The 25,692-nt window shown below is 60.8% G+C and carries 24 protein-coding genes; 12 read left to right on the top strand and 12 right to left on the bottom strand.

The genetic code is table 11. The features are described 5' to 3' along the window. Window positions 1-10 precede the first annotated feature (10 nt). From LJE93_14635 to LJE93_14605, 7 genes are all read left to right on the top strand, one after another. On the top strand, window positions 11-1,222 hold the full coding sequence (locus LJE93_14635; GenBank protein ID MCG6950146.1) for a quinol:cytochrome C oxidoreductase: 1,212 nt from the start codon (window positions 11-13) through the stop codon (window positions 1,220-1,222). Between the two features lie 127 nt (window positions 1,223-1,349). Further along, window positions 1,350-1,631, top strand: a complete 282-nt coding sequence (locus tag LJE93_14630) for a hypothetical protein (protein MCG6950145.1) — start codon at window positions 1,350-1,352, stop codon at window positions 1,629-1,631. A gap of 478 nt (window positions 1,632-2,109) precedes the next feature. Beyond that, a complete protein-coding gene (locus tag LJE93_14625) occupies window positions 2,110-3,360 on the top strand; it encodes a DUF4388 domain-containing protein (GenBank protein MCG6950144.1) in 1,251 nt (416 codons plus the stop codon). After that, window positions 3,357-3,728, top strand: a complete 372-nt coding sequence (locus LJE93_14620) for a response regulator (protein ID MCG6950143.1) — start codon at window positions 3,357-3,359, stop codon at window positions 3,726-3,728. The genes LJE93_14625 and LJE93_14620 overlap by 4 nt, the downstream gene beginning before the upstream one ends. Before the next feature lie 18 nt (window positions 3,729-3,746). Continuing rightward, on the top strand, window positions 3,747-4,583 hold the full coding sequence (locus tag LJE93_14615) for a chemotaxis protein CheC (GenBank protein ID MCG6950142.1): 837 nt from the start codon (window positions 3,747-3,749) through the stop codon (window positions 4,581-4,583). Between the two features lie 40 nt (window positions 4,584-4,623). Next, window positions 4,624-6,732, top strand: a complete 2,109-nt coding sequence (locus LJE93_14610; GenBank protein ID MCG6950141.1) for a DUF4388 domain-containing protein — start codon at window positions 4,624-4,626, stop codon at window positions 6,730-6,732. After that, window positions 6,729-6,962, top strand: coding sequence for a hypothetical protein (locus tag LJE93_14605; GenBank protein ID MCG6950140.1), 234 nt, complete (start codon window positions 6,729-6,731; stop codon window positions 6,960-6,962). The genes LJE93_14610 and LJE93_14605 overlap by 4 nt, the downstream gene beginning before the upstream one ends. Before the next feature lie 758 nt (window positions 6,963-7,720). On the opposite strand, the gene LJE93_14600 is transcribed toward LJE93_14605, so the two are convergent. The 5 genes from LJE93_14600 to LJE93_14580 are packed head-to-tail and all read right to left on the bottom strand — an operon-like array spanning window position 7,721 to window position 12,815. Next, complete coding sequence (locus tag LJE93_14600) at window positions 7,721-8,584, bottom strand: protein-glutamate O-methyltransferase CheR (protein MCG6950139.1); 864 nt, start codon at window positions 8,582-8,584, stop codon at window positions 7,721-7,723. Then, window positions 8,581-9,636, bottom strand: a complete 1,056-nt coding sequence (locus LJE93_14595) for a chemotaxis response regulator protein-glutamate methylesterase (GenBank protein ID MCG6950138.1) — start codon at window positions 9,634-9,636, stop codon at window positions 8,581-8,583. The genes LJE93_14600 and LJE93_14595 overlap by 4 nt, the downstream gene beginning before the upstream one ends. A gap of 8 nt (window positions 9,637-9,644) precedes the next feature. Further along, complete coding sequence (locus LJE93_14590; GenBank protein MCG6950137.1) at window positions 9,645-10,037, bottom strand: response regulator; 393 nt, start codon at window positions 10,035-10,037, stop codon at window positions 9,645-9,647. Window positions 10,038-10,059: 22 nt separating this feature from the next. Further along, window positions 10,060-10,506, bottom strand: a complete 447-nt coding sequence (locus LJE93_14585) for a chemotaxis protein CheW (GenBank protein MCG6950136.1) — start codon at window positions 10,504-10,506, stop codon at window positions 10,060-10,062. 2 nt (window positions 10,507-10,508) lie between these two features. Further along, window positions 10,509-12,815: a chemotaxis protein CheW gene (locus LJE93_14580; protein ID MCG6950135.1), complete on the bottom strand. Its 2,307-nt coding sequence runs from the start codon at window positions 12,813-12,815 to the stop codon at window positions 10,509-10,511. 226 nt (window positions 12,816-13,041) lie between these two features. Between LJE93_14580 and LJE93_14575 the strand changes: the two genes are divergently transcribed. After that, a complete protein-coding gene (locus LJE93_14575) occupies window positions 13,042-15,003 on the top strand; it encodes a methyl-accepting chemotaxis protein (protein MCG6950134.1) in 1,962 nt (653 codons plus the stop codon). 187 nt (window positions 15,004-15,190) lie between these two features. Here LJE93_14575 and LJE93_14570 read toward each other — a convergent pair whose 3' ends face one another. The 6 genes from LJE93_14570 to LJE93_14545 all read right to left on the bottom strand — a co-directional run bounded on the left by LJE93_14570 (window position 15,191) and on the right by LJE93_14545 (window position 20,193). After that, a complete protein-coding gene (locus LJE93_14570) occupies window positions 15,191-16,405 on the bottom strand; it encodes an ABC transporter permease (GenBank protein MCG6950133.1) in 1,215 nt (404 codons plus the stop codon). Continuing rightward, entirely contained in the window at window positions 16,402-17,097 is a 696-nt protein-coding gene (locus tag LJE93_14565; GenBank protein ID MCG6950132.1) for an ABC transporter ATP-binding protein, read from the bottom strand. The genes LJE93_14570 and LJE93_14565 overlap by 4 nt, the downstream gene beginning before the upstream one ends. 2 nt (window positions 17,098-17,099) lie before the next feature. After that, window positions 17,100-18,356, bottom strand: coding sequence for an efflux RND transporter periplasmic adaptor subunit (locus LJE93_14560; protein MCG6950131.1), 1,257 nt, complete (start codon window positions 18,354-18,356; stop codon window positions 17,100-17,102). 49 nt (window positions 18,357-18,405) lie between these two features. After that, window positions 18,406-19,173, bottom strand: coding sequence for a YIP1 family protein (locus LJE93_14555; GenBank protein MCG6950130.1), 768 nt, complete (start codon window positions 19,171-19,173; stop codon window positions 18,406-18,408). 92 nt (window positions 19,174-19,265) lie between these two features. After that, a complete protein-coding gene (locus tag LJE93_14550) occupies window positions 19,266-19,595 on the bottom strand; it encodes a transcriptional regulator (protein ID MCG6950129.1) in 330 nt (109 codons plus the stop codon). Then, entirely contained in the window at window positions 19,582-20,193 is a 612-nt protein-coding gene (locus tag LJE93_14545) for a hypothetical protein (GenBank protein MCG6950128.1), read from the bottom strand. Before LJE93_14545 ends, LJE93_14550 begins: the two co-directional genes overlap by 14 nt. Before the next feature lie 416 nt (window positions 20,194-20,609). Here LJE93_14545 and LJE93_14540 point away from each other — a divergent pair, with 416 nt between their 5' ends. From LJE93_14540 to LJE93_14525, 4 genes are all read left to right on the top strand, one after another. After that, on the top strand, window positions 20,610-22,076 hold the full coding sequence (locus LJE93_14540) for a phosphatidylserine/phosphatidylglycerophosphate/cardiolipin synthase family protein (GenBank protein ID MCG6950127.1): 1,467 nt from the start codon (window positions 20,610-20,612) through the stop codon (window positions 22,074-22,076). Next, a complete protein-coding gene (locus LJE93_14535; protein MCG6950126.1) occupies window positions 22,073-22,678 on the top strand; it encodes a hypothetical protein in 606 nt (201 codons plus the stop codon). The genes LJE93_14540 and LJE93_14535 overlap by 4 nt, the downstream gene beginning before the upstream one ends. A 315-nt stretch (window positions 22,679-22,993) precedes the next feature. Beyond that, complete coding sequence (locus LJE93_14530) at window positions 22,994-23,404, top strand: FxsA family protein (GenBank protein ID MCG6950125.1); 411 nt, start codon at window positions 22,994-22,996, stop codon at window positions 23,402-23,404. A 29-nt stretch (window positions 23,405-23,433) separates the two neighbouring features. Continuing rightward, a complete protein-coding gene (locus tag LJE93_14525) occupies window positions 23,434-24,423 on the top strand; it encodes a hypothetical protein (GenBank protein MCG6950124.1) in 990 nt (329 codons plus the stop codon). A gap of 449 nt (window positions 24,424-24,872) precedes the next feature. Here the strand turns inward: LJE93_14525 and LJE93_14520 are convergent. Continuing rightward, a partial coding sequence (locus LJE93_14520) for a citrate/2-methylcitrate synthase (protein MCG6950123.1) occupies window positions 24,873-25,692 on the bottom strand: 820 nt, incomplete at its 5' end.

The following is a 25,692-nucleotide window of genomic DNA, read 5'->3' as shown; positions in this document are numbered from 1 at the left end:
CGGGGGATCGATGCAGGACACCGTACTCGACATCACGACCGAAACACGACACCTGGACGGGATCGCGAAACCGGCATTGATCATCTCCCTCGTTATCGGCGTGCTCGGCCTGGTTGGCTCGTATGTGCTCGCGAACGGCAAAGAGGGCGGGATGGACTACCTGCTCGAAACCTATCTCGTGAGCTTCGCCTTCATCCTGAGCATCTCTCTCGGTGCGCTCTTCTTCGTTCTTCTCCAGCATTGCACGCGCGCCGGCTGGAGCGTGGTTGTGCGCCGGGTGGCGGAGGCGATAGCCGGCAACGTCTGGCTGATGGGCATCCTCGCCATACCGATCGTTCTCGGGATGGGTCACCTCTACCCCTGGACCGACACGGCTGCCGCGGCCCACGATCCGTTGCTCGAGGGTAAGATCGGGTTCCTCAACCCGACGTTCTTCACCATCAGGCTCGTCGCCTACTTCCTGATCTGGGGTTTTCTCGCGACCTTTCTCCATCGAACGTCGGTCGCGCAGGATGCGAGCGGTGATCCGGCCCTGACGCTGAGGATGGAGAAATTCAGCGCTCCGGGCATGATTCTCTTCGCTCTCAGCCTCAATTTCGCGTCCTTCGATCTTCTGATGTCCCTCGACCCGCACTGGTTCAGCACGATCTTCGGCGTGTATTACTTCGCCGCGTCTGTATTGGCCTTCCTGGCGGTGATGCCGCGGGTCTTGTACACCATGCAGGCCCGGGGAGTTCTCAGAAACGCGATCACCGTCGAGCATTATCACGATATCGGCAAGTTGCTCTTCGCTTTCGTGGTCTTCTGGGCCTACATCGCCTTTTCCCAGTACATGTTGATCTGGTACGGCAACCTTCCGGAGGAGACCGAGTGGTTCCTCAAGCGGCAGACCGGTGAATGGACGACGGTCAGCCTGATACTGATTTTCGGTCATTTCCTGGCTCCATTCATCTTGCTCGTCTCACGGATGATCAAGCGCCGGCCTTTGTTGCTCGCCCTCACCGGCGTCTTCGTAGCGGTGATGTGCTGGATCGACATCTACTGGCTGGTGATACCCGAGTTCAGCCCGGGGGTTGCCCGCTTCGGCGTGCTCGACGTTCTGTGCTTTCTCGGTTTGCACGGCATCACGTCGGCGGCAGTCATCTTGCGCCTCAAGAGACACTCGGTGGTTGCCGAGAAGGATCCGCGCCTCGAAGAATCCCTGGCGTTCGAGAGCGCATAAGGCAGTTGAGAGTTTTGAGTTATGAGTTTTGAGTTTCAACTCGCCAGCCAAGAACGATTCGTCGGAGGGGTGGGTGGCAACTCAAAACTCAAAACTGTGAACTCAAAACTCCGTCCCGGAGAAGTCGATGAGATATGACGATCCCAACGTAGCCGCATCTGCCGTGGTCGGCATCGTTTCCGCAATTCTTCTTTTCGTCATCATCGTCGTGTTGCAGGCGTTCTTCTATCGCGCCGAGCAGGGAGAGCTCGAACGAAAGGTCTACACCCAGCCTTACCAGGCGCTGCAGCAACTGGACGCCAACCAGGTCGAGCTTCTCAACAGCTACGGGTGGGTCAGCGAAGCGGAAGGCACGGTTCACCTCCCCATAGAACGCGCAATGGAACTGGTGGCGGCGGAACAGCAGTAGCGCACCCGTGCGGAAAATTGGGAATTAGGAGTTAGGAATTAGGAATTTCCACCCGCCCTCCCGGTAACCCTGGGGGTGTGGGTGGGAAATTCGAAATTCGAAATGCAAATGGGTGGATAGTCGGCATTCCTCATTCCCAATTCCTCATTCCTAATTCCTCATTCCTAATTCCTAATTCCTCATTCCTCATTCCTCATTCCTCATTCCTAATTCAACGCCAGTGGTATTCCCACCCCGATACGGCTGTCTCATATCGAGATAGATAGTAAGATGAGATAGGAGAGATCGCCGGGGTCGAATCTGGTATCGATATTGCGTGTTCCCCTGCGGGGGCGGCTGCTCACTCGTGGTTGGGCGGGAGCGGGGACGAGTCTCGGAGCAATACCAGCCGGCCCTCAGGTTCGGAATTGGAGGGTCGATCTTGATTGGCAAGGGCGGAATCGACATCGGCAAAAGAACCTCGAGATCGGAGTGAGTCATGGCTCTCGTCGGTCGTCTCGAGGATCTTCGGCTAGCTGAAATCTTCCAGCTGCTCGCGCTTTTTCGGAAATCGGGAAAGTTGACCTTGAGCCGCGGTGACTCGATCGGCATTTTTCTCTTCAAAGACGGCAAGGTCTTCCATGCGAGCAACGGGTACTCCTCGCCTTCGGTCGGCAAGTTCCTAGTCGAGAGAAAGCTCATCAGCGAGGAAACTCTGGACGCGGCGGTCGCGACTCAGCGCCTGTCAGATGAGCAGAAAAAGCTGGGCGCGATTCTGGTCGGCATGGGTGCGATCTCCCACGACACTTTGCAGGAAGTGCTTCGCGATCAGCTCCTCGAAATCGCTCGCGATTTCTTGCGCTGGGAATCCGGATTCTTCAACTTCAGAGCGGTGGAAGATAGTGAGCAGGATCCTGACCGGGTGTTTGACGACGACGAGGCGAAGCTGACCGAGTTCGTCAACGTCGACCCGTTCGTCCTCGATCTTTTGGCCAAGGTGGATGCCGTCGGCGGTGACGGAACGGTTCGGCCGGTTCCGCGAGCCCATGACGATAGTCCGTTCGAAGACGAGGGCGCCCGCACCGTGCACGAACTGCTGAACTATATGGTCGAACCCGGCCACAGCGTTCTCCGCACCGAACTGGCCGACATGATCACCGATTGGCCGTCTGATCTCGCCGAGCTCCGCAGGTTGATGGCGGAGATCCAGGTCCGCCCCACCGCGACGGTCGGAGAGATCGCGCTGTTGATTCTTCGTTACGCCACCAGGGTCGTGAACCGGGGCGCATTGTTCGGAGTGTCACCGGATGGAATCTCGGGAATCGGACAGTTCGGGATCGGACGCGACGATGACCAGGCACCGAAGGTGGACCGGCGGGTCCAGCAAATTCATATCCCCGGAAACGAGCCATCAGTCTTTTCGAGCGTCGTCAATACCATGTCCACCTACCACGGCAAGCTCGAAAAATGTCCGTGGAATAACTACCTCGTGGATCAACTCGGGGGGATTTTTCCGACCGAAGTCGTTGTGATGCCGATCGCGGTCAGCGGCGCGGTATCGGCCATCTTCTATGGAGACAATCTTCCGGGCGGGCATCCCATCACCTCGATCCACGGACTCGAACTCTTGATGATCGAGGCCGGCTTGGCAATCGAGCGAAACGTGCTGGCCGAGAAGCTGAATTGGTTGGAAGAGGCGAGATCGGTTGATGCGACGACGAACGAAGATGGCTGGGGAGAGCGTGAATGACCAAATGGCGGGTCATGACAGTCGACGATTCGGCCGCGATATTGACGATTATCGCGGCCTATTTGGAGGACTCTGAATTCGAGGTCGTAGCTTCGGAGCGCGACGGGCGTGCGGCGGTCGAGCGCTTCGCCGAGGAACGCCCGGATATCGTGCTTCTCGATCTCATCATGCCGGGCCAGTCGGGCGTCGAGACCCTCGAGCGGATTCTCGCCATCGATCCGGATGCTTTCGTGGTCATCGTGTCGTCGCTCGGAACCGAGGACGCGGTCCACGAGTGTCTGACTACCGGAGCCCGGTCCTTCCTGCAGAAACCGTTTACCAGAGACGATTTCGTCGAATTCATGCGTGACCTGACTCAGGTCGCCTGAGGAAAGGACCGGTTTTCCATGTTTTTTGGTCAATACCTGCTTTCCAAAGGCGCGATCAGCCGCGAGGCGCTGATCGAAACGATCGAACTCCAGAGAGAAAAGAACCTGTCGCTGGTCGAGCTTGCAGTTCGTGATGGGTGCCTCGAGCCGCGACGGGCGGAAACGGTTCTCACGGCATATCGGACAACTGATGCGGAGCTCGAAGACCTGTGCGAGGAAATCGGTCGGCTCGATCGTGAAAAGATCGACCAGCTTCTCGAGAAACAACGCGCCGATCGGGTAATGATCGGCGTGGCCTTGATCGAGAGCGGGCACCTGAGTGCTGACCATCTGGAAGAGCATCTTTCCGCATTTCATGAGGTTCAGAGAGCCGCGGAGAAAAGGCTGGAGGCGGACTTCCGCGCCTGCTCCCATCCGGCAATCGTCAAGACGGTCGTCGAGCTCGCAGTCTTTCACCTCAAGCGATTCACCGAGGGGCCGGTCAAGCTGCTGTCCTTGAGCGAGGATGGCGGAGAGCTCGAACAGGAGCACCGCAGGTATGTCCAGAAGCTCAAGGGCGACCACGAGATCCATGTCGTCCTCGACCTTCCGCCGGAGATCGAAACCTTGATCGGACGGGGGCTCCTCGGTATCCCGGTAGAGGAAGGCAGCGAGGTGGCGATCGACGCCGTCTGTGAGTGCGTCAACATCGTCGGTGGTCATGTATGTACCGAGCTCGAATCCGACGCCATCAAGCTTCGACCCGAGCCACCTTTCGCTTCGGACACCGTCACATTGCCGGGTGGCGAGAGGGCATCCGTCCGGGCGGCGTTGCTGGCCGGCGATTCGGAAGCCGATATCAGGGTATTTGTATGAGGTCCTGCCGAATCGTCACCTTGGGTCCACAGGACCACCGATGAGCGGGGACCTCGTCTACGTCGTGCACCCGGAATCCGCCATTGCGGCGAAGCTGTGCGGCGGACTTCAGGCGGCGGACTACGAAGTGGTCGCGATGTCGAATGTGGACGAGGCCGAATCGATCACCTCCAGACGACAGTTCGCCCTGCCGGACGCGATTTTGACCCCTCTCGGAGATGTCGCAGGGGGCGATTCGATTCTCTTCACCCTGTTCGAGTCGAATCCGCTGATGGAGCAGATTCCCTTGGTCGTGGTGGCCCACGAAGAGAAAGAGGACCGACGCCGGGCGCTGAGGATGGGCCTCCTGAGTGTCGTTTTCCCGCCTTACGACGGCGAAGAGGTCGCGCTCACGACCAAGCTCGCCATCGAAAAGCACCGTTCCGACCAGCTCCTCTTTGGATCGCTGGAACAGCTGTCGGTTCCGGATCTTCTCCAGACGGCTGAAACGGGCCGCAGGTCGGGAACCATCTATTTCCAGCACAACGGTTCGAAAGGAACAGTGTGGATGCGTGACGGTTTCGTCGTCGAGGCCGAAATCGAAGGTTCGCATCAGGGCAAAGAGGCTGTGTACGAGATAGCCCACTGGTCCGACGGGACCTTCGAGGCCGATTTTGGCGAAGTTGACGTCGAAGACCGGTTCCAGATTCCACCGTCCACACTGCTCCTCGAAGCCATGCGGCGCCTCGATGAGGAGAGCGCTGTGAGAATGCCTCCTCCGGAGCTGCCGGATGAAGAAAATCCGGTGCTGAATCTCGCTTTGATAGTCCTCAATGTGGTTGGCTCGTATGCCGTCAACCACCTCGATCCGCGTCTGGTCCAGCAACGATTCGCTGAGCTTCAATCGGAAATCGCAGAGGAACTCCCGATCCTCGACATCTTTTCGATCCATGAAGAGGGTGCGGTGACTGTGGCGGGCACCGAAACCGGCGAAATCTCTGCCGACGATCTCGTGCAGGGAGTTTCGTTGTGGATCGAGGCGATCTTCGATCGTCTCGACGGTGCGTTGGCCTGGAGATTCAATCCGGACCGAATCGCCCGCTTGCTTGCCCCATGGAGTGACGAGCTTGAAAGTTGCGGCTTCTCGGAGATCTTCTCACTCGGGAAACGAGACGGTGGATCCGAAGAAGAGGGTCATGGCTCCGACCAGATGATCGACCTGCCGGTTCCGGTTGGCTGCCTGGTGCTCGACGGTGAAGGCGTTATCCAAACCCTTTCGATCTATGGGCCGAGGCTCGGCAACGTCAACCCCGGATTGCTGATCGGAAAAGCCCTGGGTGAGGTCTTGCCGGCCGATATCGCACTTCTTGCTGACAGGCTGACGGAGCGCCTTGGACGAGAAGGCCCCGACGGTGAGAGAGTGGCCGTGGGCCGAGAGGTGCTCGGCTGCGGTCATCAAGAACATGTCCTTCGCATGGCGATCGTGAAGCAGGCGTCGGGAGATGGCAGCATCGTCGCCATCAATCGGTTGAGAGACCAGCGTCGTGCTCTGTCGCCGGACATCGAGAGGGATCCGTTGACTGGATCTTTGAGGGACGAGAAGTCGGACCGGCTGCTGGTTGCCAACGAGGATTTCCTGCAGGCCTTCGAGGGACTCTTCTCTCGCAGCCTGATGCATCGTCATCACGAGCTCCTGCAACGTTTCGGGAAGAAGTGGGGATTGCGCCACGCGATGCGGCTCGAGCAGGTCGTGCAACGAGACTACGGCAAAACCCTGCGCGAGCTCGAGTCCCAGATGGCTCTCGAGCTCCTGTCGTCCTCGATCGGCATTTTTGGCCTCGGGAGCTTCGAAGCCGATCTCGGGTATCGAGAAAACGGACTCGTCCTGATCCGGCATCATTCGAGCCCGTTCCCGGGGATTTTCTCGGCCGCAGCGGGTGGTGCATGCGCGATCCTCGCTGGATTCCACGCCGCAATCCTGTCCTATCTGGCCGGTCGCCAGCTCGCAGCGCGCGAAGTGCACTGCAGCCGCGAGCCTGGCGATACATGCCTCTTCATTGTGGCGACCGACGATCGACTCACCAAGCTTCTGATCGCTACTCCGGGTTCCGAGGATCACAAGCTGCTGAGCGAAATTACCGGTTCGGATGATTCACGAGGTGACCGATGAGTCGCAAGAAACCTGACGTCCTGGCGACCCTCGCGGATGCTCTCGACGTCACGTGCTGGGACTATTCTCCGAGCAGGGACGGCAGGGTCCTCCTGCGTCCGGCCGGATCGGTCTTTGCGGAGCTGCCGTGGGAGATTCAGCCGCAACATCTGGCGCCGGCGGGCGGTGCGACGGACGAAGACACGAACGAAACCTCAGCGACTCATCGCACCTCGAGGAAGGCAGGATAGCGACGGCCCGCCCGTTGCGATCTCCGATCGCAGCCACGCATCCTCGGGTCTCCGGCTCCCCGAAAGCGAGCTTTCGTCGATCCGTCGGCCCTCGTCCGCTGCGCGCCTGCGGCGCGCGGGCAGGCCGCACACCCTTTCATCCCGACCGAGCGAAGCCTCAACCCCCCACTGTCATCCCGACCGAGCGAAGCGAGTGGAGGGATCTGTGAATATCGCGCGTCCATCAGTCCATTTCTCCTCGCGCCGATTCCGGACCTGGTGGCGCGCTTCCGCCGGTGAGTGCCCGAGGTCGGCGGGGCGCCTACGGCGCCTCCGTTCTCGGCCCGAAGGAATGACGCAAGCGGGTCCCCGTCATTCCTTCAGGCCTCGCTTGTCCGCTGTCGTTCTCGGGCTTCTGCTGCGGCCCGCGATACGCCGCAATCTGGCGCCCGCAAGCGGTCGCCATCTCGCACCGCCTCGCGGCCCTCGCGAAGACTTGTCACGGCGTAGCCGTAGGCGGAGCCGGAAGCCCTTCACTCCAGCGGCCGCCGACGGTGGCGGTTTCGGGCCACTCAGGCTGTCACATTCGGAAGACTGACCAGGAAAAAGCCAACGGATCACTGCCTTTCCGGAATGCGTGGGTGCAGTTCACCTGGGTTGCGGCCGTGAAGGCCAGCGGAGATTCCGGAAACACAGGATTTTATTCGTCTTCCGGGTGTCTTGCTTCCGAACCGGCCGGGCGGGTTACAACTCTCAACTCTTAACTTTTTACTCTCAACTCACTTCCCGTTGTTTTCCGCAACCTGATAGAACACGGCACGTCCCGACCGCACGCGGACGAACGAATCATCGAGATTGAGCGTCGTCTCGGCTGTTCCGAGCACCAGGTAGCCGTCAGGACGGAGCAGGCGTCGAACGCGCCTGAGCACCTTGCGGCGAGTATTGACGTCGAAATAGATGAGGACGTTTCGCAGCAGCATGATATCGACCGGCGGGAGCGCCGGCCAATCGGCAGCGAGGTTCTGACGAAAGTAACGAAACATCCCGCTGACTCCACGGTCGAGGTGCCACTGGTCGTCCTTCTGACTGAAGAATCGGACCAGGTACGATGCGGGAAGGCCGCGGTTGACCTCGATCTGCGAGTAAATGCCCTCCTGCGCACGATCGACCATACGCCGGGAAATGTCGCTCGCCAGAAGCTGCAGGTTCCAGCCGTTGATAGTGGTGAAACGATCCCTCAGGATCATCCCGATGCTGTGAGGCTCCTGACCACTCGAGCACGCTGCCGACCAGATGCTGAGACTCCGAGATGTGCTCCGTCGGGCTCTGATGAGCTCCGGCAAGACCGTGTCACGGAGCTCGATGAAGGGATAGAGGTCACGGAAGAAAGAGGTTTCGGTTGTCGCGATGGCCTCGACCGCGAGGTCATGAATCTCTCCTCTCGGAGATGACTGCAGGTGCGAGATCAATGCCTCGACCGACGGGAATCCCTGTTCGCGGGCCACCGGGGCGAGTCGCGAGACGACGAGATACATCTTGCCTTCGTCGAGCATGATCGAGGATTCCTCGTGAACCAGGGTGCGGATGAAGTCGAAATCGAGCCGATTGATCGACTGCGGAGGGTCGACGTGCTGGCCGCTCATCGTCGCGAGTCTTTCACCCGGCGCACAATCTCTGCTCCGATGTCGGTCACTGGGAGTACGGACTCCGCCAGTCCGGCACCGGCTACCTGTCCGGGCATGCCCCAGACGACACTGCTGTCGCGGTCCTGGACAATGACCCGTCCGCCCGCGGCGGAGATCGCACGGCATCCGTCGAGGCCGTCCTGTCCCATGCCGGTCAGGACCACGGCGAGGACGGAAGGGCCGTAACACTCTGCTGCGGCTTGAAACAGAATATCGGCTGCGGGTCTGCAGGAGTTCACCAGGGGACCGTCGTTGGTGGAGAGCCTGATGCCTCGGTCGGTGGATTGCGTTTCGAGGTGGAGGTTTCCGGGTGCGATCCACACCGTGCCGGCCTCGACCGACGCCCCTTTGCTCGCCTCACGAACCGGCAAGGCACACGCGGCGTCGAGGCGTTTGGCAAGGAAGGTGGTGAAGTTCTCGGGCAGGTGCTGGACGATGAGAACCGGTACCGGGAAATCGGCCGGAATCGCCTTGAGAATCGTCGTCAGCGCGTTCGGGCCACCCGTCGATGAACCGATGACCACGACCTCGATAGGTTCGGCGTCGGTTGGCGGCGCGAAGGAGGCGTGTGCCGCGGAGACCTTCCTGGAGGCCGAACCGGTTCGCGAAACGATGGCTCGAATCTTGGGTGCCAGCTGTTCGCGGAGGACGGTCCGCGCCTCCTCGTAGGTGTTGGCGCCCTGGGCCTTGGTGACGTAGTCGGCTGCTCCTGCAAAAAGAGCATCGACGGTTATGGCGGCGCCTCGTCGGGTGTGGCTGGAGACCATGATGACCCGAACCTCAGGGTGATCGGATCGGATCGCGGAGAGGGTTTCCATGCCGTCGAGCTCCGGCATGTCGATATCGAGGGTGACGATGTCCGGCTTGAGCCTGGCGATCTTTTCCAGCGCGAGTCTTCCATTCGGTGCGGTTCCAACCACCTCGAAATCGTCCTCGGCGACGAGGATGTCGGAGATGATCCGGCGCGCCACCACGGCATCATCGACAACCAGGATGCGAATTGCGTTCATGCGGCGGCTCAACCGACCTCGATACCGAGGAGAATCAGCTTCTCCAGGAGCATCTCTTTGTCGAACGGCTTCATGATGTACTCGTCCGCGCCCGCATCGAGCGCTTCCTGGACCCGTGCGCGCTCGGTTTCGGTGGTCACCATCATGAGCCGGATATCGTTCATTTCCGCTCGATTGCGGATTTGTTGCACGAGTTCGAGCCCGCTCATCCCGGGGAGATTCCAGTCCACCAGCGCAAAATCATAGGCGTGGTCGTCCTCGAGGCCGGCCAGCGCATCTTCGGCGTCGGCCGCCATCACGGACTCGAACCCGACATCACCGAGGATCTCACCAAGGATCGATCTCATCGCTCGCGAGTCCTCGATCACCAGCGCCCGCACGACCACTCCCGAACTCTGCAAGTTCGTTGCGTACTGAAAGTTCTCACTTTTCCTTCTCTCTGGAGCCGTCAATCTTTATTGTGACCGCGTGCTCGAGGTCGAGCACCAACAACAACGAGTCTTCCAGCTTGTGAGCACCCTGAATGAGACGCCTCGGCTCCCCAGTGAGAGTGTCCGGCGGCTGTTCGAAGCTCTCTTCGTCGACCTCAACAACTTCGCCAGCGCGATCGACCACGAAGCTGAGGGGTTCCGTGCCGGTGTCGAGCACGAGCACCGTAAACGGTCCATCAGCGCTCTTTTCGATTCCGAACCGCGTTCTCAGATTGATTGCAGGCACGATCTGGCCGCGCAAGTTGATCAGACCGCGGATTTCCGGCGGTGCGGCAGGAACCGGGGTGATCTCACATCCGCGAAGCACTTCCTGCACATTGTTGACCTCGATGCCGAGAAAAAGATCACCGACGTGAAAGGTGCAGAACTGTCGATGCATTTTCACTCCCGGCCGCTCGGTCGTTCGAAGAACTCGGGATCGGAGAGCTGTATGAGGGCTTCGAGGTCGAGAATTTCAGTGATGCGGTCTCTGACGACCGCGCAGCTCTGGACTCCGGTGCGACTGCCCGGCTGTCGTGCCTTGAGGTCTTCATCGACGATGTCAACGATGCGGTGAGCCAACAGCCCGACATGGCGACCCTTCACGGTGCAGACGACGACCGGCACGGTCTCGTCCAGCAACCGGATGGACCTGTCCCGCGCCTGGCTACGCCTCTCAGGCAGAGTGCCCTGGATATCGACGAGTTGGAGGATCTCGCCGCCGTACTGGACGACCAGCCGATCGCCAACCTGCTCGAGCGATGCGCGTGGGAAGTTCTCCAGCCGGTTCACGAGATTGAAATCGAGAGCCAGTCGTTCACCGCCTTCGCCGTGGAGAAAGACGAGACGTTCGGTCTTCTTCCTTTCTCTGACAGCCTCGGATAACAGGGTAGACGTTGTGTGGGCGCGGGTTTCAGAAACCACGCCTGCGGCCAGTCCGAGGCGGAAGATGTCCAGGATGAGTGCGATTCTTCCGTTTCCGAGGATCGTGGCGCCGGCAAAGGGGAGCCCGGATAGCAGGTTTCCGAGAGGCTTGACCACGATTTCCTGGGAATCCTTGACGCCGTTCACCACCAGCCCGAACTGACGGTCGTCGCCCTGGAGGACGATGATATTTGCGTTTCGTTCGTCCTCGTCACGTGTTCCGACGCCGAGCTCCCGGTCGAGGAATACCAACGGGAGGAGATTGCCTCGCAGGCGATAGACCGGGACGCCGCCGAGATCCTCGATACCCGGATCTTCTCCGCGCTCATCGAGACGGATGAGCTCGATCACGCTTGCCTGTGGAATTGCGATCTGATGTCGACCCGAGCGGACCAGGAGCACCGAGACGATGGCGAGCGTCAGCGGAATCTTGAGCCTGAAGGTCGTCGACTTGCCGGTTTCACTCTGAATCTCGATGGTTCCGCCCATGCTCTCGACATTTGCGCGAACGACGTCGAGCCCGACTCCGCGCCCCGAGACGTTGGTGACCTCGGAGGCGGTTGAAAAGCCAGGTCGAAAGATGAGGGATTCAATCTCCGGCTGGCTGAGCCTGCCACCCTCCTCTTCAGTCACCAGGCCGGCCGTCACCGCGCGGGCGAGGATTCCTTCGTGATCGAGGCCGCCACCGTCATCACGCACCTCGATGACGACATTTCCGCCCTCGTGGTGAGCGCGCAGCCGCAGATTCCCCGCGGGTGGTTTGCCGAGGTACTCGCGCGTCTCCGGACTTTCGATTCCGTGGTCGATCGAATTGCGGACGAGGTGGAGGAGGGATCCCTTGATCGCCTCGATGACGCTCTTGTCGAGGTCGGTCTCCTCGCCCTCCATCGTGATTTCCACCTGTTTTCCGAAGCTCATGGCGAGGTCGCGGGTGAAACGAGGCAGCTTGCGCCAGATGGAGCTGATCGGCTGCATGCGGGTGCGCATCACCGCTTCCTGGAGTTCGCTGGTGACGCGATCGAGCCGCTGCGAGGAAGAGGCGAGGTTGGGATCCGCCGATGCGGTGGGGTGCTGGACGAGCTGATTTCGGGCGAGCACGAGCTCGCCGACCAGATTCATGAGGTGGTCGAGGACCCGCACGTCGACGCGGATATTGCTCTCGGCCATGGTCGGCGTCGAAGTCAGCTCGAGCTCCTCCCGATCTGCTTCCGGATCGTCCGTGCCGGTTTTCGAGACCGATTCAGCTTCGGTTGATGCCGCGGGTTTCTTCTTGGTCGATCCGGATTTCTGAGTCGTAGTCTTCTTTTTCGCCTTCGCGGCCGCGGCCGGCTTCTTGCCGCCAGTCCTGGGTTTTGCGGACTTTTTCGCGCCGGTTTCCGGCCGTGATTCTTGTTCCTCGGCTGTCCGGTCGTGGCTCTCGAGGCGGCCGATCAGGAGGCTGTAATCCTCGTCGCCTTCGCTGCCCGTCGCATCGATGTTGGCGAGGATCGCTCGCACGGCGTCGATCATCGCCAGCAGATCGGTGGTGATTTCGGGCGTCAGCTCGATCTCTGCGTCGCGAAGGCTACCAAGCAGGGATTCGCCCACGTGGGTGACCGATTCAAGGGTTCCGAAGGCGAGGAATCCGCAGGTGCCCTTGATCGTGTGAATGGTGCGAAAGATCCGCCCGTACGTCTCCCGATCCGATGGGTTTTTCTCGAGGTTCACCAAATCCTTGTCGATCTGGTCGAGGTTTTCGACGCTCTCGGCAAGGAACTCGGCGATGATCGCGTCCATACCACCCATGCATGCACTCCACGATAAGGCGCCGTGGGTCGCTCGATGCGGCCCCGATTTGCCCTGACATCCAGAATAGCAGCTGTATGCACCCCATCCATTCACCCATTAGGGATTTCGGATTTCGGATTTCGGAATTGCCGCCCGCCCGATGATCGGCTGCACACGCCCTGATGACCTGTGCGGTACACTTTTATTGAGGACTCGCAGGGCGCTTTGAGGGGGGTTTCAGAGCATGCATCTCAACATCCAGCAGAAATTAATTGTGTTCGTCGGAGGTTCGATTGCGCTCGCGCTGGCGATACTCGGAGTCGTGACCGTGATCGAATACGCCGACATCACGCGCCAGAAGACCTACACTGAAGTCGAACAGGTGGTCGGGGGCACGGCGCAGGAGATCGAGACGTTCTTCACCACCAGGGGTAGGATGGTCGACGCCGTCTTCTCCAACCCCTCGATTCTCGATTATTTCGAACGCTACACCGAACACCGCGCACCGGTGTTCGGCGATCCGGACTATGAAGCGATCATCGACTACTTCGACGCCTTGGTGGGGAAGGACCCGTCCGTCAAAGCCGTCTTTTTCGCCGACGAGGACACCCAGGACTACTTCTCCAACCGGATTCCCGAAATGCCGGAGGGTCGGGTGGAGGAGGAGGGGTACCTCGTCAAGAATCGTCCCTGGTGGCACGAGGCAGTCGGCGAGGACAAGCTGTACCTTGCCTCGCCGACGGTCGACCTTCTGACACGGGAGGTGGCTGTCGTCATCCAGACGACGGTGTACCTGCAGAACGGCACCCTTCTTGGTGTTGGCGGCGCGGATGTCCTGCTGACGACTGTCGCGGGACTCGTCGAACAGGTTCGATACGCGGGCACCGGCTCAGCTTTTCTGGTCGATCAACGGGGCGAAATCATCTACTTCACCGATGCAGATATTGAAATCGAAGCCACCTTGAAAGACCTTGACGGGCTGGTGCCGGACACCGTCGGCTTCTCGGACCTCAGCAGCCGGCTCCTCTCGGGAGACCGGAGCCGCAGCAGGGCCACCTGGAAGGGCGAGGACGTCTTCATCCTGATGGCGCCGGTCAAGTCTGAATCGCCGTATATCGACTGGACCCTCGGTCTTGTCGTGCCGGACGAAGTCATTTCCGGGCCGGTTCGCCAGAGCGCACTCAAGGCGGGCCTGGCTGTCCTGCTGACGATCCTCGGCATCAGCGGGTTCATTGTCTGGATCGCGCGGCGGATCATCACGCGACCGATCCGCAAGCTGCTCGACCGGTTCCAGGACATCGCAGAGGGAGATGCGGATCTCACGCGCAGGGTCGAGATCACCGGCGCGGATGAGCTCAGCCAATTGGGCGAGAGTTTCAATGTCTTCGCCGGCGGTATCCAGAAGGACATCCAGCAGCTCGCCGTTCAGGCGGGTTTGCTGTCGAGCTCATCCGACGAGATGAGGAACCTGTCCCAGCAAATCGCGTCGGCCAACGAGGAAACATCGACCCAGGCGAGCATGGTATCGGCCGCGGCCGAGCAGGTGTCTGCCAACGTCCAGAGCGTGGCGACGGCGACCGAGGAGCTCAACGCAAACACCCGGGAGATCGCGGCCAACGCGTCCGAGGCGGCTCAGGTCGCAACCCGGGCAGTAGAGATCGCCGATGAGACGAAGGCGACCTTCGACCGCCTCGATGAAAGCGGCACGACCATCGGTGACATGGTCAAGGTAATCTACGCCATCGCCGAGCAGACCAACCTTCTCGCGCTCAACGCCACCATCGAGGCGGCCCGCGCGGGTGAGGCCGGTAAGGGCTTTGCAGTGGTCGCGGATGAGGTCAAAAAACTGGCCAATCAGACGGCGCAGGCGACCGAAGAGATCAGCTCGACCGCCGAGGTCATCAGCAACCACACCAAGGTTGCGGTGGACGCAACCGAGGAGATCTCGGGGATCATTCGCAAGATCCACGATATTCAGACGACGATCGCGAGCGGTGTCGAGGAGCAGACGGCCACCACCGCAGAGATCGCTCACAGCGTGACCGAGGCAGCCACCGGATCGAGCGAGATTGCGGAGCGCATCGCAGGCATTGCGGCCGCCGTGCAGCAGACGGCGGTTGCCTCCACGTCATCGCACGAGCGCGGCGACGAGTTGGCGAGAATGGCCGAGGAGCTGAAAAAGATCGTGGGACGATTTACGTATTGAATTGAAGCTCGGTGAGAGGCGCCTCTCGCAGTGATGTGCAGGGTACCACCTTCACAATTGTTGCTCAGCCAGTGCCTGCCGGATCAGGCCTCCCTCGCGGCGCAACAATTGTGAAAGTGGTACCTGTGTCGTCGATGCCACTGAGCGCTCTCGGGTGGGCTGGGGAGCTGACTGCTGACAGCTTTCCTCATTCATAGCGGAGCGCCTCGATCGGGTCGAGGGCCGAGGCCTTCGCGGCCGGGTAGGTGCCGAAGAAGATGCCGACCAGCGCCGCGAATCCGAAGCCGAGGGCGACTGCCCACAGGGGCACGTGGGCCGGCGGAAAGCCCGGTATCGCCTTGGCCCCGAGGATCCCGAGCCCCCAGCCGGCGAGCACGCCGATGAACCCGCCGAAGAGCGAAATGGTCACAGCCTCGATCAGGAACTGCACCAGAATGTCTGATTTGCGGGCACCGACTGCCTTGCGCACTCCGATCTCCCGCGTGCGCTCGGTGACCGATACCAGCATGATGTTCATGATGCCGATGCCGCCGACCAGAAGTGCGATCGACACGATGCCGGCGACAACCGACGTGATCGTGCCGAGAATTGCCCCGGTGGTTTCGAGGAGCTCCTCCTGCAGCAGAATTTGGAAGTCATTCTTCATGCCTTCCGGAAGCCGGTGGCGCTCGCGGAGAATCTCCGTCATCTGATCTCGCGCCTGATCGACGGTTTCCGGACTCTCGGCCTGGAAATCCAATCGGAGCTGCTTGAAGGCCTCGACTCCATATATATCGCGTGCCGTGGTGATGGGAATGAGGACAAAATCATCCTGATTCTGGCCCAGCATTTCTCCCTGGTACTCCATGACGCCGATGATGGTGAAGGCCGAGGAACCGACGATCAGGTCGGTGCCGAGAACCGGTTCTTCGAGCTCGAGCTCATCGATCACTTCCTGGCCGACCAGACAGACCCTCGCCGCACGTTGCAGGTCGAGGTCGGAGAAGAACCGCCCCCGATCGACCCAGTGGTTCGCCACCTCCTGGTGGTACGGACCGACCCCGAGCAACATCGTCGCGTAGCGTCGGCTTCCGGCCTTCGTTACCTCGCCGCGAAAAAATATTGGATTGAAGTACGCGAGGCCGGTCGCGCGTTCCATGATCGCGAGGCCATCTTCGTAGGTCAGGGTGACTTCGCGGCCGGCCAGATCCGGGTCTTGCAGATCCTGCCGTGGGAAGACCATGATGTAGGTGACGCCGACCCCTTCGAACTGGGTCGCGATGACGAAGTTGAGCCCCTGCACGATCGAAACCACCGCGATCACGGCCGCCACGCCGATGATGATGCCGAGCATTGTCAGCAGCGAGCGCATCTTGTTGGCGCGGATTGCCTGCAGGGCGATGAGGAGGTTGTCCCAGATCACGACGGCTCTCCCGAGTTCCCGACCTTCTCGTCGACCACGATCTTGCCGTCGAGCAGGCGCACGATCCGCTGCGCGCGGGCGGCAATGTCCTCTTCGTGGGTTACCACCACCAGAGTATTCCCTCCCTTGTTGAGCTCGTCGAAAAGATCCATGATCTCGGCCGAGGTCCTTGAATCGAGGTTTCCAGTCGGTTCGTCGGCGAGCAGAATCGACGGGTTGTTGACCAATGCGCGCGCCACCGCGACGCGCTGCCGTTGGCCTCCGGACAGCTCGTTCGGCTGGTGTTTGCCGCGATCCCCCAGCCCGACTTTCTCGAGGGCTTCCTGGGCCCGTTGGCGGCGCTCCTTGACCGAGGTCCGGGCGTAGATCAGCGGCAGCTCGACATTGGCGAGGGCCGTTGCCCGGGACAGCAGATTGAAGGTCTGGAACACGAAGCCGATTTCGTGGTTTCGGATCTCGGCGAGTTCGGCATCGTCGAGGTCCGAGACTCGCTGGCGGTTGAGGATGTAATCGCCCGAGGTGGGTGTGTCGAGGCAGCCGATCAGGTTCATCAGGGTCGATTTGCCGGAGCCGGACGGCCCCATGATGGCCAGGTATTCACCGGCATCGACCTCGAGATCAACCCCGTCGAGCGCCCGCACCTCGACCTCACCCATGTGGTAGATCTTGCGCAGGGCCGAGATCGTGATCAGCATCAGTCGACGCGCACCTCGACACCACCGGACTCCTCGTCATCTCCTTCGTCCTTGCCGTCCTTCTTTTCTTCTCTCTTGACGGCGTCTCCAGCGTGGAGGTTCTTGAGTGTGCGGTAGGGGCCGACAATGACCTCTTCGCCTTCCGTCAGGCCGTCGATGATTTCGACGTGAAGCTCGTCGGACACGCCCGTCTCGACCGTGCGAACGGTGGCCTCGTTGTCCTTGATGACGTAAACCACGTCGGATTCCTCGACTCCCTTGGCCGCCGATCCCTCGAGCTCTTCGCCTTCGTCGTCGAGGGTCCTCTTGACGACCGCCTGAATCGGCGCGGTGATCGCGTTCTCGCTGGTCGCAGTGAGGATGTCCACCTTGGCGGTCATCGCCGGGCGCAGCGCCGGATCGGGGTCGTCGAGGGCAACCTTGACCCTGAAGCGAATGGTGCCCTGGGCCGGATCTCGCCGGCCGGAGGTCGCGATCTCGACCACCCGTCCCTCCTGATGCTCGGTGCCGAGAGCGTCGACCTTGACCTCGGCCTTCTGTTCGAGGGCCACGTTGACCACGTCCACCTCGCTGACGTCGACCTCGGCCAGCAGCACCGACATGTCGGCGATCGTCATGATGACCGAGCCCGGGAGGTTGGTCGAGCCGGGCACTACCGTCTCGCCCTGTTCGGCGTTGAGCTGGATGAGGGTGCCGTCCATTGGCGAGCGGATGGTGGTTCTCGCGAGGTCGTCCTGGGTGCGTTGCAGGGCCGATCGATATTGTTCAACGGCGTGCTGCTGGGCCTCGAGCTCGACCGTCGCCGTATCGACGGCGAGTTGAGCAGCGTCGAGTGCTTCCTGACTCACCAACCCGTCCGCGATCAGCTCCTGGGTGCGGTGAAAATTGCGGCGCGCGTCGGCGAGCTGCACCTCCTGGCGTCGGACCGATACCTCGGCCTGGCGGAGGGCCGCTCGCGCCTGGTCACGGGCGGCTTCGTAGATATCGCGCTCGATCTCGAGCAGGAGCTGCCCTGTGTGGACCTCCTGTCCTTCGACCACCGGCAGGTTGATGATCTCGCCCACTACCTTGGCCGAAATCTCGACCCGCTTCTCCGGCGTGATCTCTCCGGTCGCCTTGACGCGCGACGAGATTGTTCGCTTTTCTGTCGCCTGCACCTCGACCTCGGTGCCGCGAGGACCCGCATCGCGCAGGCTCGCCCAGACGACCACCCCGAGCACCGCGAGCACACCGATCACGATCAGGATTTTCTTCATATTCACCTTGTGCACCGTCCTTTGAAGGGTCGGTTATTGCTCTGCCCGCCTATGCGAACACTGCTGCGAGCGCGGCCTTGGCTATGATCCAGACACCCCAGGGAACCAGGACCACCGTTGCGGCTTTTCCACGTGAAATCTTGCCGACCGCCGCGAAGCCCATGATCAGCAGGATCACCGCCCAGATGTTGAATACGCTGATGGTACCGGCTGCGGCTGTCAACCAGGCCGGGGAATCGGGCGACAGGAACGCCCCGAGGTTGGCCTTGACCACATTCGTGAGCTCGTTCTGTGGCACCTTCCCGACCCGCTGGATGAGTATCGCAGTCAGAATCAGCTGCACCACCGTCGCCGGCCAGTAACCGTGGAGGGTTGTCGACAGTGTCCTGGTGTAGTCGGTGTCCGAACTCACCAGCTTGAGCATGATGAAGAACACGGCCGCCATGATGACCCACGCGATGGGTGCGACGACGAGACCGATGATCGGGCCGAACTTGCTGAACTTCTCGGCCTGCTCGATGGCGGTATCCATCTGGGCTTCGCTGAGCTCTCTGCCTTGTTGCTCGATGCGGGCGCGGATTGTCGCCTCCGTGTCGACATGCGGCATGATGATTGCCTGCGCGCCCACGCCGAGTAGGACCAGGATCACCATCGCGAGTCTCCATGTCGGTTTGATGCTGATGTCGGAGAAAACATCTCCGGGCGAGGTGAACATCATCCACAGCCGTTGCACCGCACTGTACTTCTGTGCCGGTGACGGCGTCGGCGGCGAGGCCAATTCGGGTTCGTAGCTCGGACGATCCGTGGCGTCTTCCATCGTTTCCCCTCCTTCGGTTCCTCTTTCCCGTACTGTTCATCGCGGATTATATTCCAGCGTTTCGACACTGTCGGTCTTTTCGAGACAGCGGCTCAATCGGGCAGGTCAGCGAGCGCCTGCTGGATCTGGTTCTTGTAAGCCTGAAAAGCCGCCCGCCCGACTGCGGTGAGGCGGATCATGGTGTACGGTTTCTTACCGCGAAATCCTTTCTCCGTCTCGACGTAGCCCGCCTCGTCGAGCTTTGCCAGGTGGGTGGACAGATTGCCCCAACTGAGACCGGTCAGGTGCATCAGGGCGATGAACTCTGCGCTCTCGACCACGTAGAGATTGGTCATCACCATCAGCCGTGCCGGCGAGTGGATCGTCCGGTCGATCTCGGCCAACGGATGGGGAGGTGGTTCGCCGGAGTCAGGTGCGACCATGGTTCCCGTCCTCGGTGATAGCGTTCTGGTGCACTACGGGGTGGTCGCGCAGGAAGCGAGCGAAGAGGATCGTTCCGACGGTCAGCGGAACCAGCCCGGCCACGATCTGCGCCCGGGCAGCCATTGGATCGCCGCGAATCTCGGTGATGACCATGAAGGCGGCGATCAGAACGGTATAGCCGTAGAGGCGATTAAAATCCATGAAATAGGCCATCAGGAGGAAGACCCCGCTGACGACGAATACGAAGATCCAGCCGACCACGTTCCGGTCGACATCCGCCCCGGCCACGATCATGACGAGAATCACAGCGGTGAATATCATCGCGGCCAATCCGGCAACCCGCACCGCGTTCAGACGTGCCTTCCTTCGAGGGCCGTATTTGATCTGTCCGACGCGGGGTGCGGTGACCAGCAGCTTGCCCAGGATGAACACCAGCACACCTGCTGCAACCAGGAGGTAGCACCAGAGGTTGTCGGTCAGCGAGCGCAATCCACCGCCGAGGAAGGTGAGGCCGAGGAAAATGTCCCACAATCCGTCCTCGAAATAGAGCGTCCAGGCGCGCCGCTCGATATCGCGTATGGGATCGTTGTCTGGCATTGTCAGGCCTCCATTTGGCGGCTTCGAATTATCAAGTACTTTTTTTTTCAAAGTACATTAGAACACAATGTAGGGTGAGGATGCCCGGATGTCAATGCCTCTGTCGCAATCGCAGGCAGATCAGGCGTTCGGCAGGCGACGAAATCCCAGATGAATTTGATGTGAGATGTTGGATCTTTGATATTGGATGCTGGTAATCGGGTCCATCATCCAACATCCAAAATCCAATATCCAAAATCCAATATCAGACATCGAATATCTGACGTCGGGCGAGCGGCTGGAAATTCCGAATTCCGAATTCCGAAATCCGAATTCCTCATTTTCCACCCACGCCCCCTAGAGAACGGGAGGGTGGGTGGGAATTCACAACTCACAACTCAAAATTCAAAATTCAGATTTGCTACATTGCGTCCCGCATGAACGGGAAACGGCATCTGCCACGCCTTACTGCGATTGCCCTGCTGCCGATATTGAGCAGCCAGATCGTGGTTGCAGGTGACGGGGAGTCGATTCAGGACCTGGTTACCCGTGTCGGTCGTGCCCGGTGGACATACGACAACTCGGTCGAGTTGATCGTGGATCCGCGGGACGCCTGGCAGATGCGGATCGATCTCGCGAGGAACGCCCGACATCATCTTCTGATCAGCACGTTTTCCTGGCACAACGACGTCTCCGGCAACGAATATCGTGACATCCTGATCAATGCCATTGATCGGCGAAGGGCCGAGGGAGTCGACCTCAAGATCAGGGTGTTGGCCGACGCCTCGTCGTTATTTCTGTTCAGCAGGATGTTCGCGTCGCTCGAGAAGCACGGAGCCCGGGTTCGCGGTTACAACCGCTCCACCTGGGGTTTGACTCCGCTTTACGACGGCCGAATGCACGACAAGATCTTTGTCGCCGACGGGCGCACCGCGATCGTGAGCGGGCGAAACCTTTCCGACGATTACTACGACTTCGATCACTGGTGGCTCGACCTCGGAGTCGAGGTGAAGGGCCACGCCGTCGATGACCTGCAGATGATCTTCCTCAAATCGTGGGAGTTGACCGAGTTCAACCGCAAGGCGGGGAGGTTCTTGTTGCCGCAGGAGATGCTGCTCGAGGAGCTCAAAGCCTTCTGGCGGACCGGGCGCTTTCCGAATGGCCACAGCCCACTCGAAAAATACATGACCGACGAGTATTTTCCCGTCCGGCACGAGCCTCAGGGATCAGTGCCGGTGGCGGTCCTCAACGACAACCCTCTGTTGAGGCGGCGCGCAGCGACCACCGACCTGCTGATCGAGCTTGCCGGAGTGGCCGAGAAGCGTATCGACCTGATGACCCCGTTCCCAAACTTCGACTCTTCGCTGACCGACGCGCTGGTTGGAGCGGTGGATCGAGGCGTCGAGGTGAGGCTCTTCACCAATGGGCGAGAAGCGGCGCTGAGGCCGGGACCGTTCCTGCTCGCCGGGTACCCGACCCTGATCCGGCTCGCCGAAGCCGGTGCCGAGATCTGGTCGTGGAGAGGTAACGAGGAGTTACTTCGGCAGATCAAGGACGCCGGCTGCCAGTCGGAGTTGATGCCGCCGATCGCCCTGCACGGGAAACTGGCCCTGGTCGACGATGAGCTGTCGATCGTCCACTCGTCAAATTTCAACATTCGTTCGACCTACTACAACACCGAAGCCGGCGTGGCAGTGCTCGATCGGGACTTCAATCGAGAGCTGACCGAGGTCCTCTCCGATCTGACCGAGTCTCACGACGTCGAGGTGGATTGTGGAGACGGGAATGGAAACGCGATCGTACCTGAGCTGGTGGTTCGCCTCGGACCGGCGGACATTTCGAGGATGAAAGACGAGCTCGGCGACAGGCAGAAGTTCCTCGATGCCTGGAGCGTGACCTGGTGAGCTCGCTTCTGCGGCTGTTCGCGGCATTGGCGCTTGCGGCGGTGGCGTTGCCGCTCGACGCCCAGACGAGCGACACGATCGACGTCGACCTGTGGCACGCCGACCTGCTCGAGACTCTCGGTCAGGAGCCGGAGGAGCACGGTGACCGGAGACCCGCTTTCGGAATCTATCCCAGCTTCGGCGCGTCATTCGGCCTTCCGGGGTGGATTTCGGCGCAGGGACACGCCTACCTCTCGTTCACCGACGGCAAGCATTTCTCGTTGTACGGCGGCTACGGCGAGGAGTGGGGATTCGGACTGGATTCGAGAATCGTTACCGTCGGTTGGGGTGGCGTGCGTCCGATCGATGTGGCGTCGAAGCAGACGGGATTTCACGGAAAATACCTCCGGTATCGACGTTGGGACGACGAGGACCACGGGATACACCGGGGACTCTCCTTCGGAACCGAAACCGGGATCGGTGTCGGCGCGTTGGCTTTCGAGATCGGGGCGGCCCGGTCGCAACGCAACCACTGGCTGATCGTCGCCGAGATTCAAATCAAGTTTGCGGTTCCGATCCGGATTCCGCTCACTCGCAAGGAAGCCCCCCCGGACGGCGACTGACCAGCGAGGAAATTTCGAATTGCGAATTGCGAATTTCCCACCCACCCTCCCGATCTCCGGGGGGGGCGGTCGGGAAATTACTGACGCCCTACGGGCGTCGTGACTCCCCGCCATCAGCGAGTGGCCGTAAAGCCTCCCACCCGACCTCTACGGCCCAGCCTACGCTGGGCCTACGATCCCCACGGCTACGGCCACGAATCGCTGCTGTCGATGAGTTTCGAAATCCCAAATCCGAAATGCGGGGTGGGTGGGCGGCATTCCTAATTCCTAATTCCTGATTCCTAATTCTGATCTGTTGTGCGCTATCCTCATCCGATGTTCCTGCGCCTTCTCCTGCTCTTCACCGTCGTGCCGTTGATCGAGCTCTTCCTGCTCGTCAAGCTCGGCACCATCATCGGCATCGGACCAACCGTGCTCATCGTGATCTGTACAGGCGTCCTGGGGGCGTGGCTCGCCCGTTCGCAGGGACTCGGCGTCCTGCGCCGCATCACGGAGGATTTGAACCAGGGACGCATGCCGACCGGCTCGCTGGTTGATGGACTGCTGATTCTCATCGCGGGCGCCGTTCTGCTGACACCCGGCCTGATCACGGATGCTCTGGGGTTCTTTCTTCTGCTGCCGCCCGGACGGGCCCTGGTGAGGAAGGCCATCACGACCCGGCTCTCCCGGAGGAGCGAAACCGCCGTGCCTGACGTCATCGACGTCGATTGGCACCGCGAAGGCTGAGGGTACCCGGGGTACAATCGTCTCTTACGATGGCGATCTACGGCGGCGAATTCAACCTCGAAGCCTACCAGTTGATGGTCGAGATCCTGGTCACAGCGAGAAAGATCATCTGCCGCGGCCTCGAAAAGGCGACCGGCGAGTCCTGGTACCTGGAGGGCTGTTCGTCGGCGGTGTTCGAGCGCATGGTCGCGCGAAAGGAGCGCGAGGCCGAGATCGATCGCTTCGATCGGGAGTACCAGGAGCTCATCTCCTTCGCCACCCTCGACGATCTCGCCGACATCATCGACTTCAACCAAAATCTCGCAAAACTCCTCGAAGGGATCGCTCCGGAGGGGATTTCTCTCGCCGACAGGTTTCGGCAGCTCGAGATTCTGCGCCTGAAGCTCGCAGCGGCCGTCCCCCTGAACGAAGAGGACCTGGATAACCTGCTCGAATATCACCTGGAGTTCCGGCGGGCCATCTCCAAACCGAAGAAGACGGCCGAGGCCGAGGTGGAAGGGGCGCCGGCGGGAGAAGAAGCCGAGCCGGCCGAAGACAGTGGAGCCCCGGGCGACGAGCCCGATGAGCTCGGAGCGGACGACGTTGTCACCGAAGGGCCATCGGACGTGTTCCATCGATCGGCGATGGACGCGAAGCCCGGCGAGGAGGCGGGTGACTCGGCCGCCGGGGACGAGTCCTCGCTGGAAGTGCGGCGGGCCATCGAGAGTCAGGACGACGGCGCAGTGCTTCGGGTCTTGCATCGCGAGATCATGGACCTTGCCCAGGGCATCCTCAAGGGTGACGTCGACCGCGATTCCCCGGTGTGGAACGAGCTCGAGGCGACCGGCTGGTATGCGGAAAAGAGCGAGCCGCTGGGCCTCCAGCCGGTCGAGCAGTTCTTCGTCTTCACGGATGACGTGCGGACGCTTCGGGAAGCAGGCGAATCTGCGGAAGAAATCAAGGCATTCGCGAACCAGGCCGGTGTGTCGAAGCTGCTCCTCGAGCTCGGCGAGATGTTCAAAAGACAGAAGACGAAATAGGAATTAGGAATTAGGAATTAGGAATTAGGAATTCCGACCCGCCCGCCCCGCATTTCGGAATTAGGAATGAGGAATTCGGAATTCCCGCCCACCCTTCCCGCATTTCGGATTTCGAAATTCGAATTTCGAATTTTCCACCCGCCCTCCCGGTACCCGTTCATCCTGACCAGGCGGACGAAAGACTCCTCCTTTGTCATTCCGACCGAGGGAGCGACTTGTCACGGCGTAGCCGGAGGCGAAGCCGGGAGCGACCGAGCGGAGGAATCTGTGGACAAGGCAGGAGGGTCATGCTGCATTGCCCACAGATCCTTCGACTCGGCGGCTCTGCCGCCTCGCTCAGGATGACAGGTGTGGTTGGGCGCTCTTTCCGATTTCGCATTTTCCACCCACACTCCAAGAAAACTGGAGGGTGGGTGGGAACTCAAAACTCAAAACTGAGAACTCAAACCTCAGCCGACGTAAATCGCCCCCGGTGCGATGACCTTGCCATTGGGCAGGTACTCGAGGCAGTGCGCCATCCAGCCGGTCTGGATTGCCAGACAGAACGGGATCGGGAAGGCGCTCACCGGCAGGCCCATCGGTTGGTAGAGGAGGCCGGTGATGCTGTCGACATTGGCGTAAACCCCCTTCGCGCCCAGGGCGCCCTCGATCTCCTCCCGCACCGCCAGGTAGGTGTGCCAGAGCTGCTGGATGTTGCCCGCCTCGAGCAGAGCCTTGACATACGGTTCGAGGGCGCGAACCCTCGGATCGGGGCACTTGTAGACGCGGTGGCCGTAACCGGGGAATCGATGGCCGCGAGCGATCGCCTCTCGTGTCCAGGATCGGGCGTGCTCGGGTCCGTCCAGTGCATCCAGCATTTCGAAGGCGAGCTGGTTGGCGCCGCCGTGGCGGGCACCCGACAGTGCGCCCATCCCGGCCAGAACCGCCGAGCCGAGATCGGCGCCGGTCGAGATGACGACCAGAGCGGCCAAGGCAGCGGCGTGCAATCCGTGCTCGGCCTGCACGACCAGGCTCGCCTCGAACGCGTCGGCCTCGGCTTTCGTCGGTTCGCGACCTGTCGCCTGATAGAGGAAGTTCGCCGCATAGCCGAGATCGTCGCGTGGTGCCACCGGGCCCAGGCCTTCGAGGTGGCGGATCGCACAGGCGGCGAGCCCAGCAGTCCAGCTCAATATTCTTGCCGGCCGCCGCCATTGGGCGTCGAGCTCGGTGTTCTCGGGCTCGGGAATGTGACAGGCGGCGACGGTCATCATCGTCCGGAACTGGGCCATC

This window comes from Acidobacteriota bacterium, assembly GCA_022340665.1.
Classification (GTDB): Bacteria; Acidobacteriota; Thermoanaerobaculia; order Thermoanaerobaculales; family Sulfomarinibacteraceae; genus Sulfomarinibacter.
Note: the sequence above shows the minus strand (reverse complement) of the source record. Positions and strands in the feature narration are given on the sequence as shown.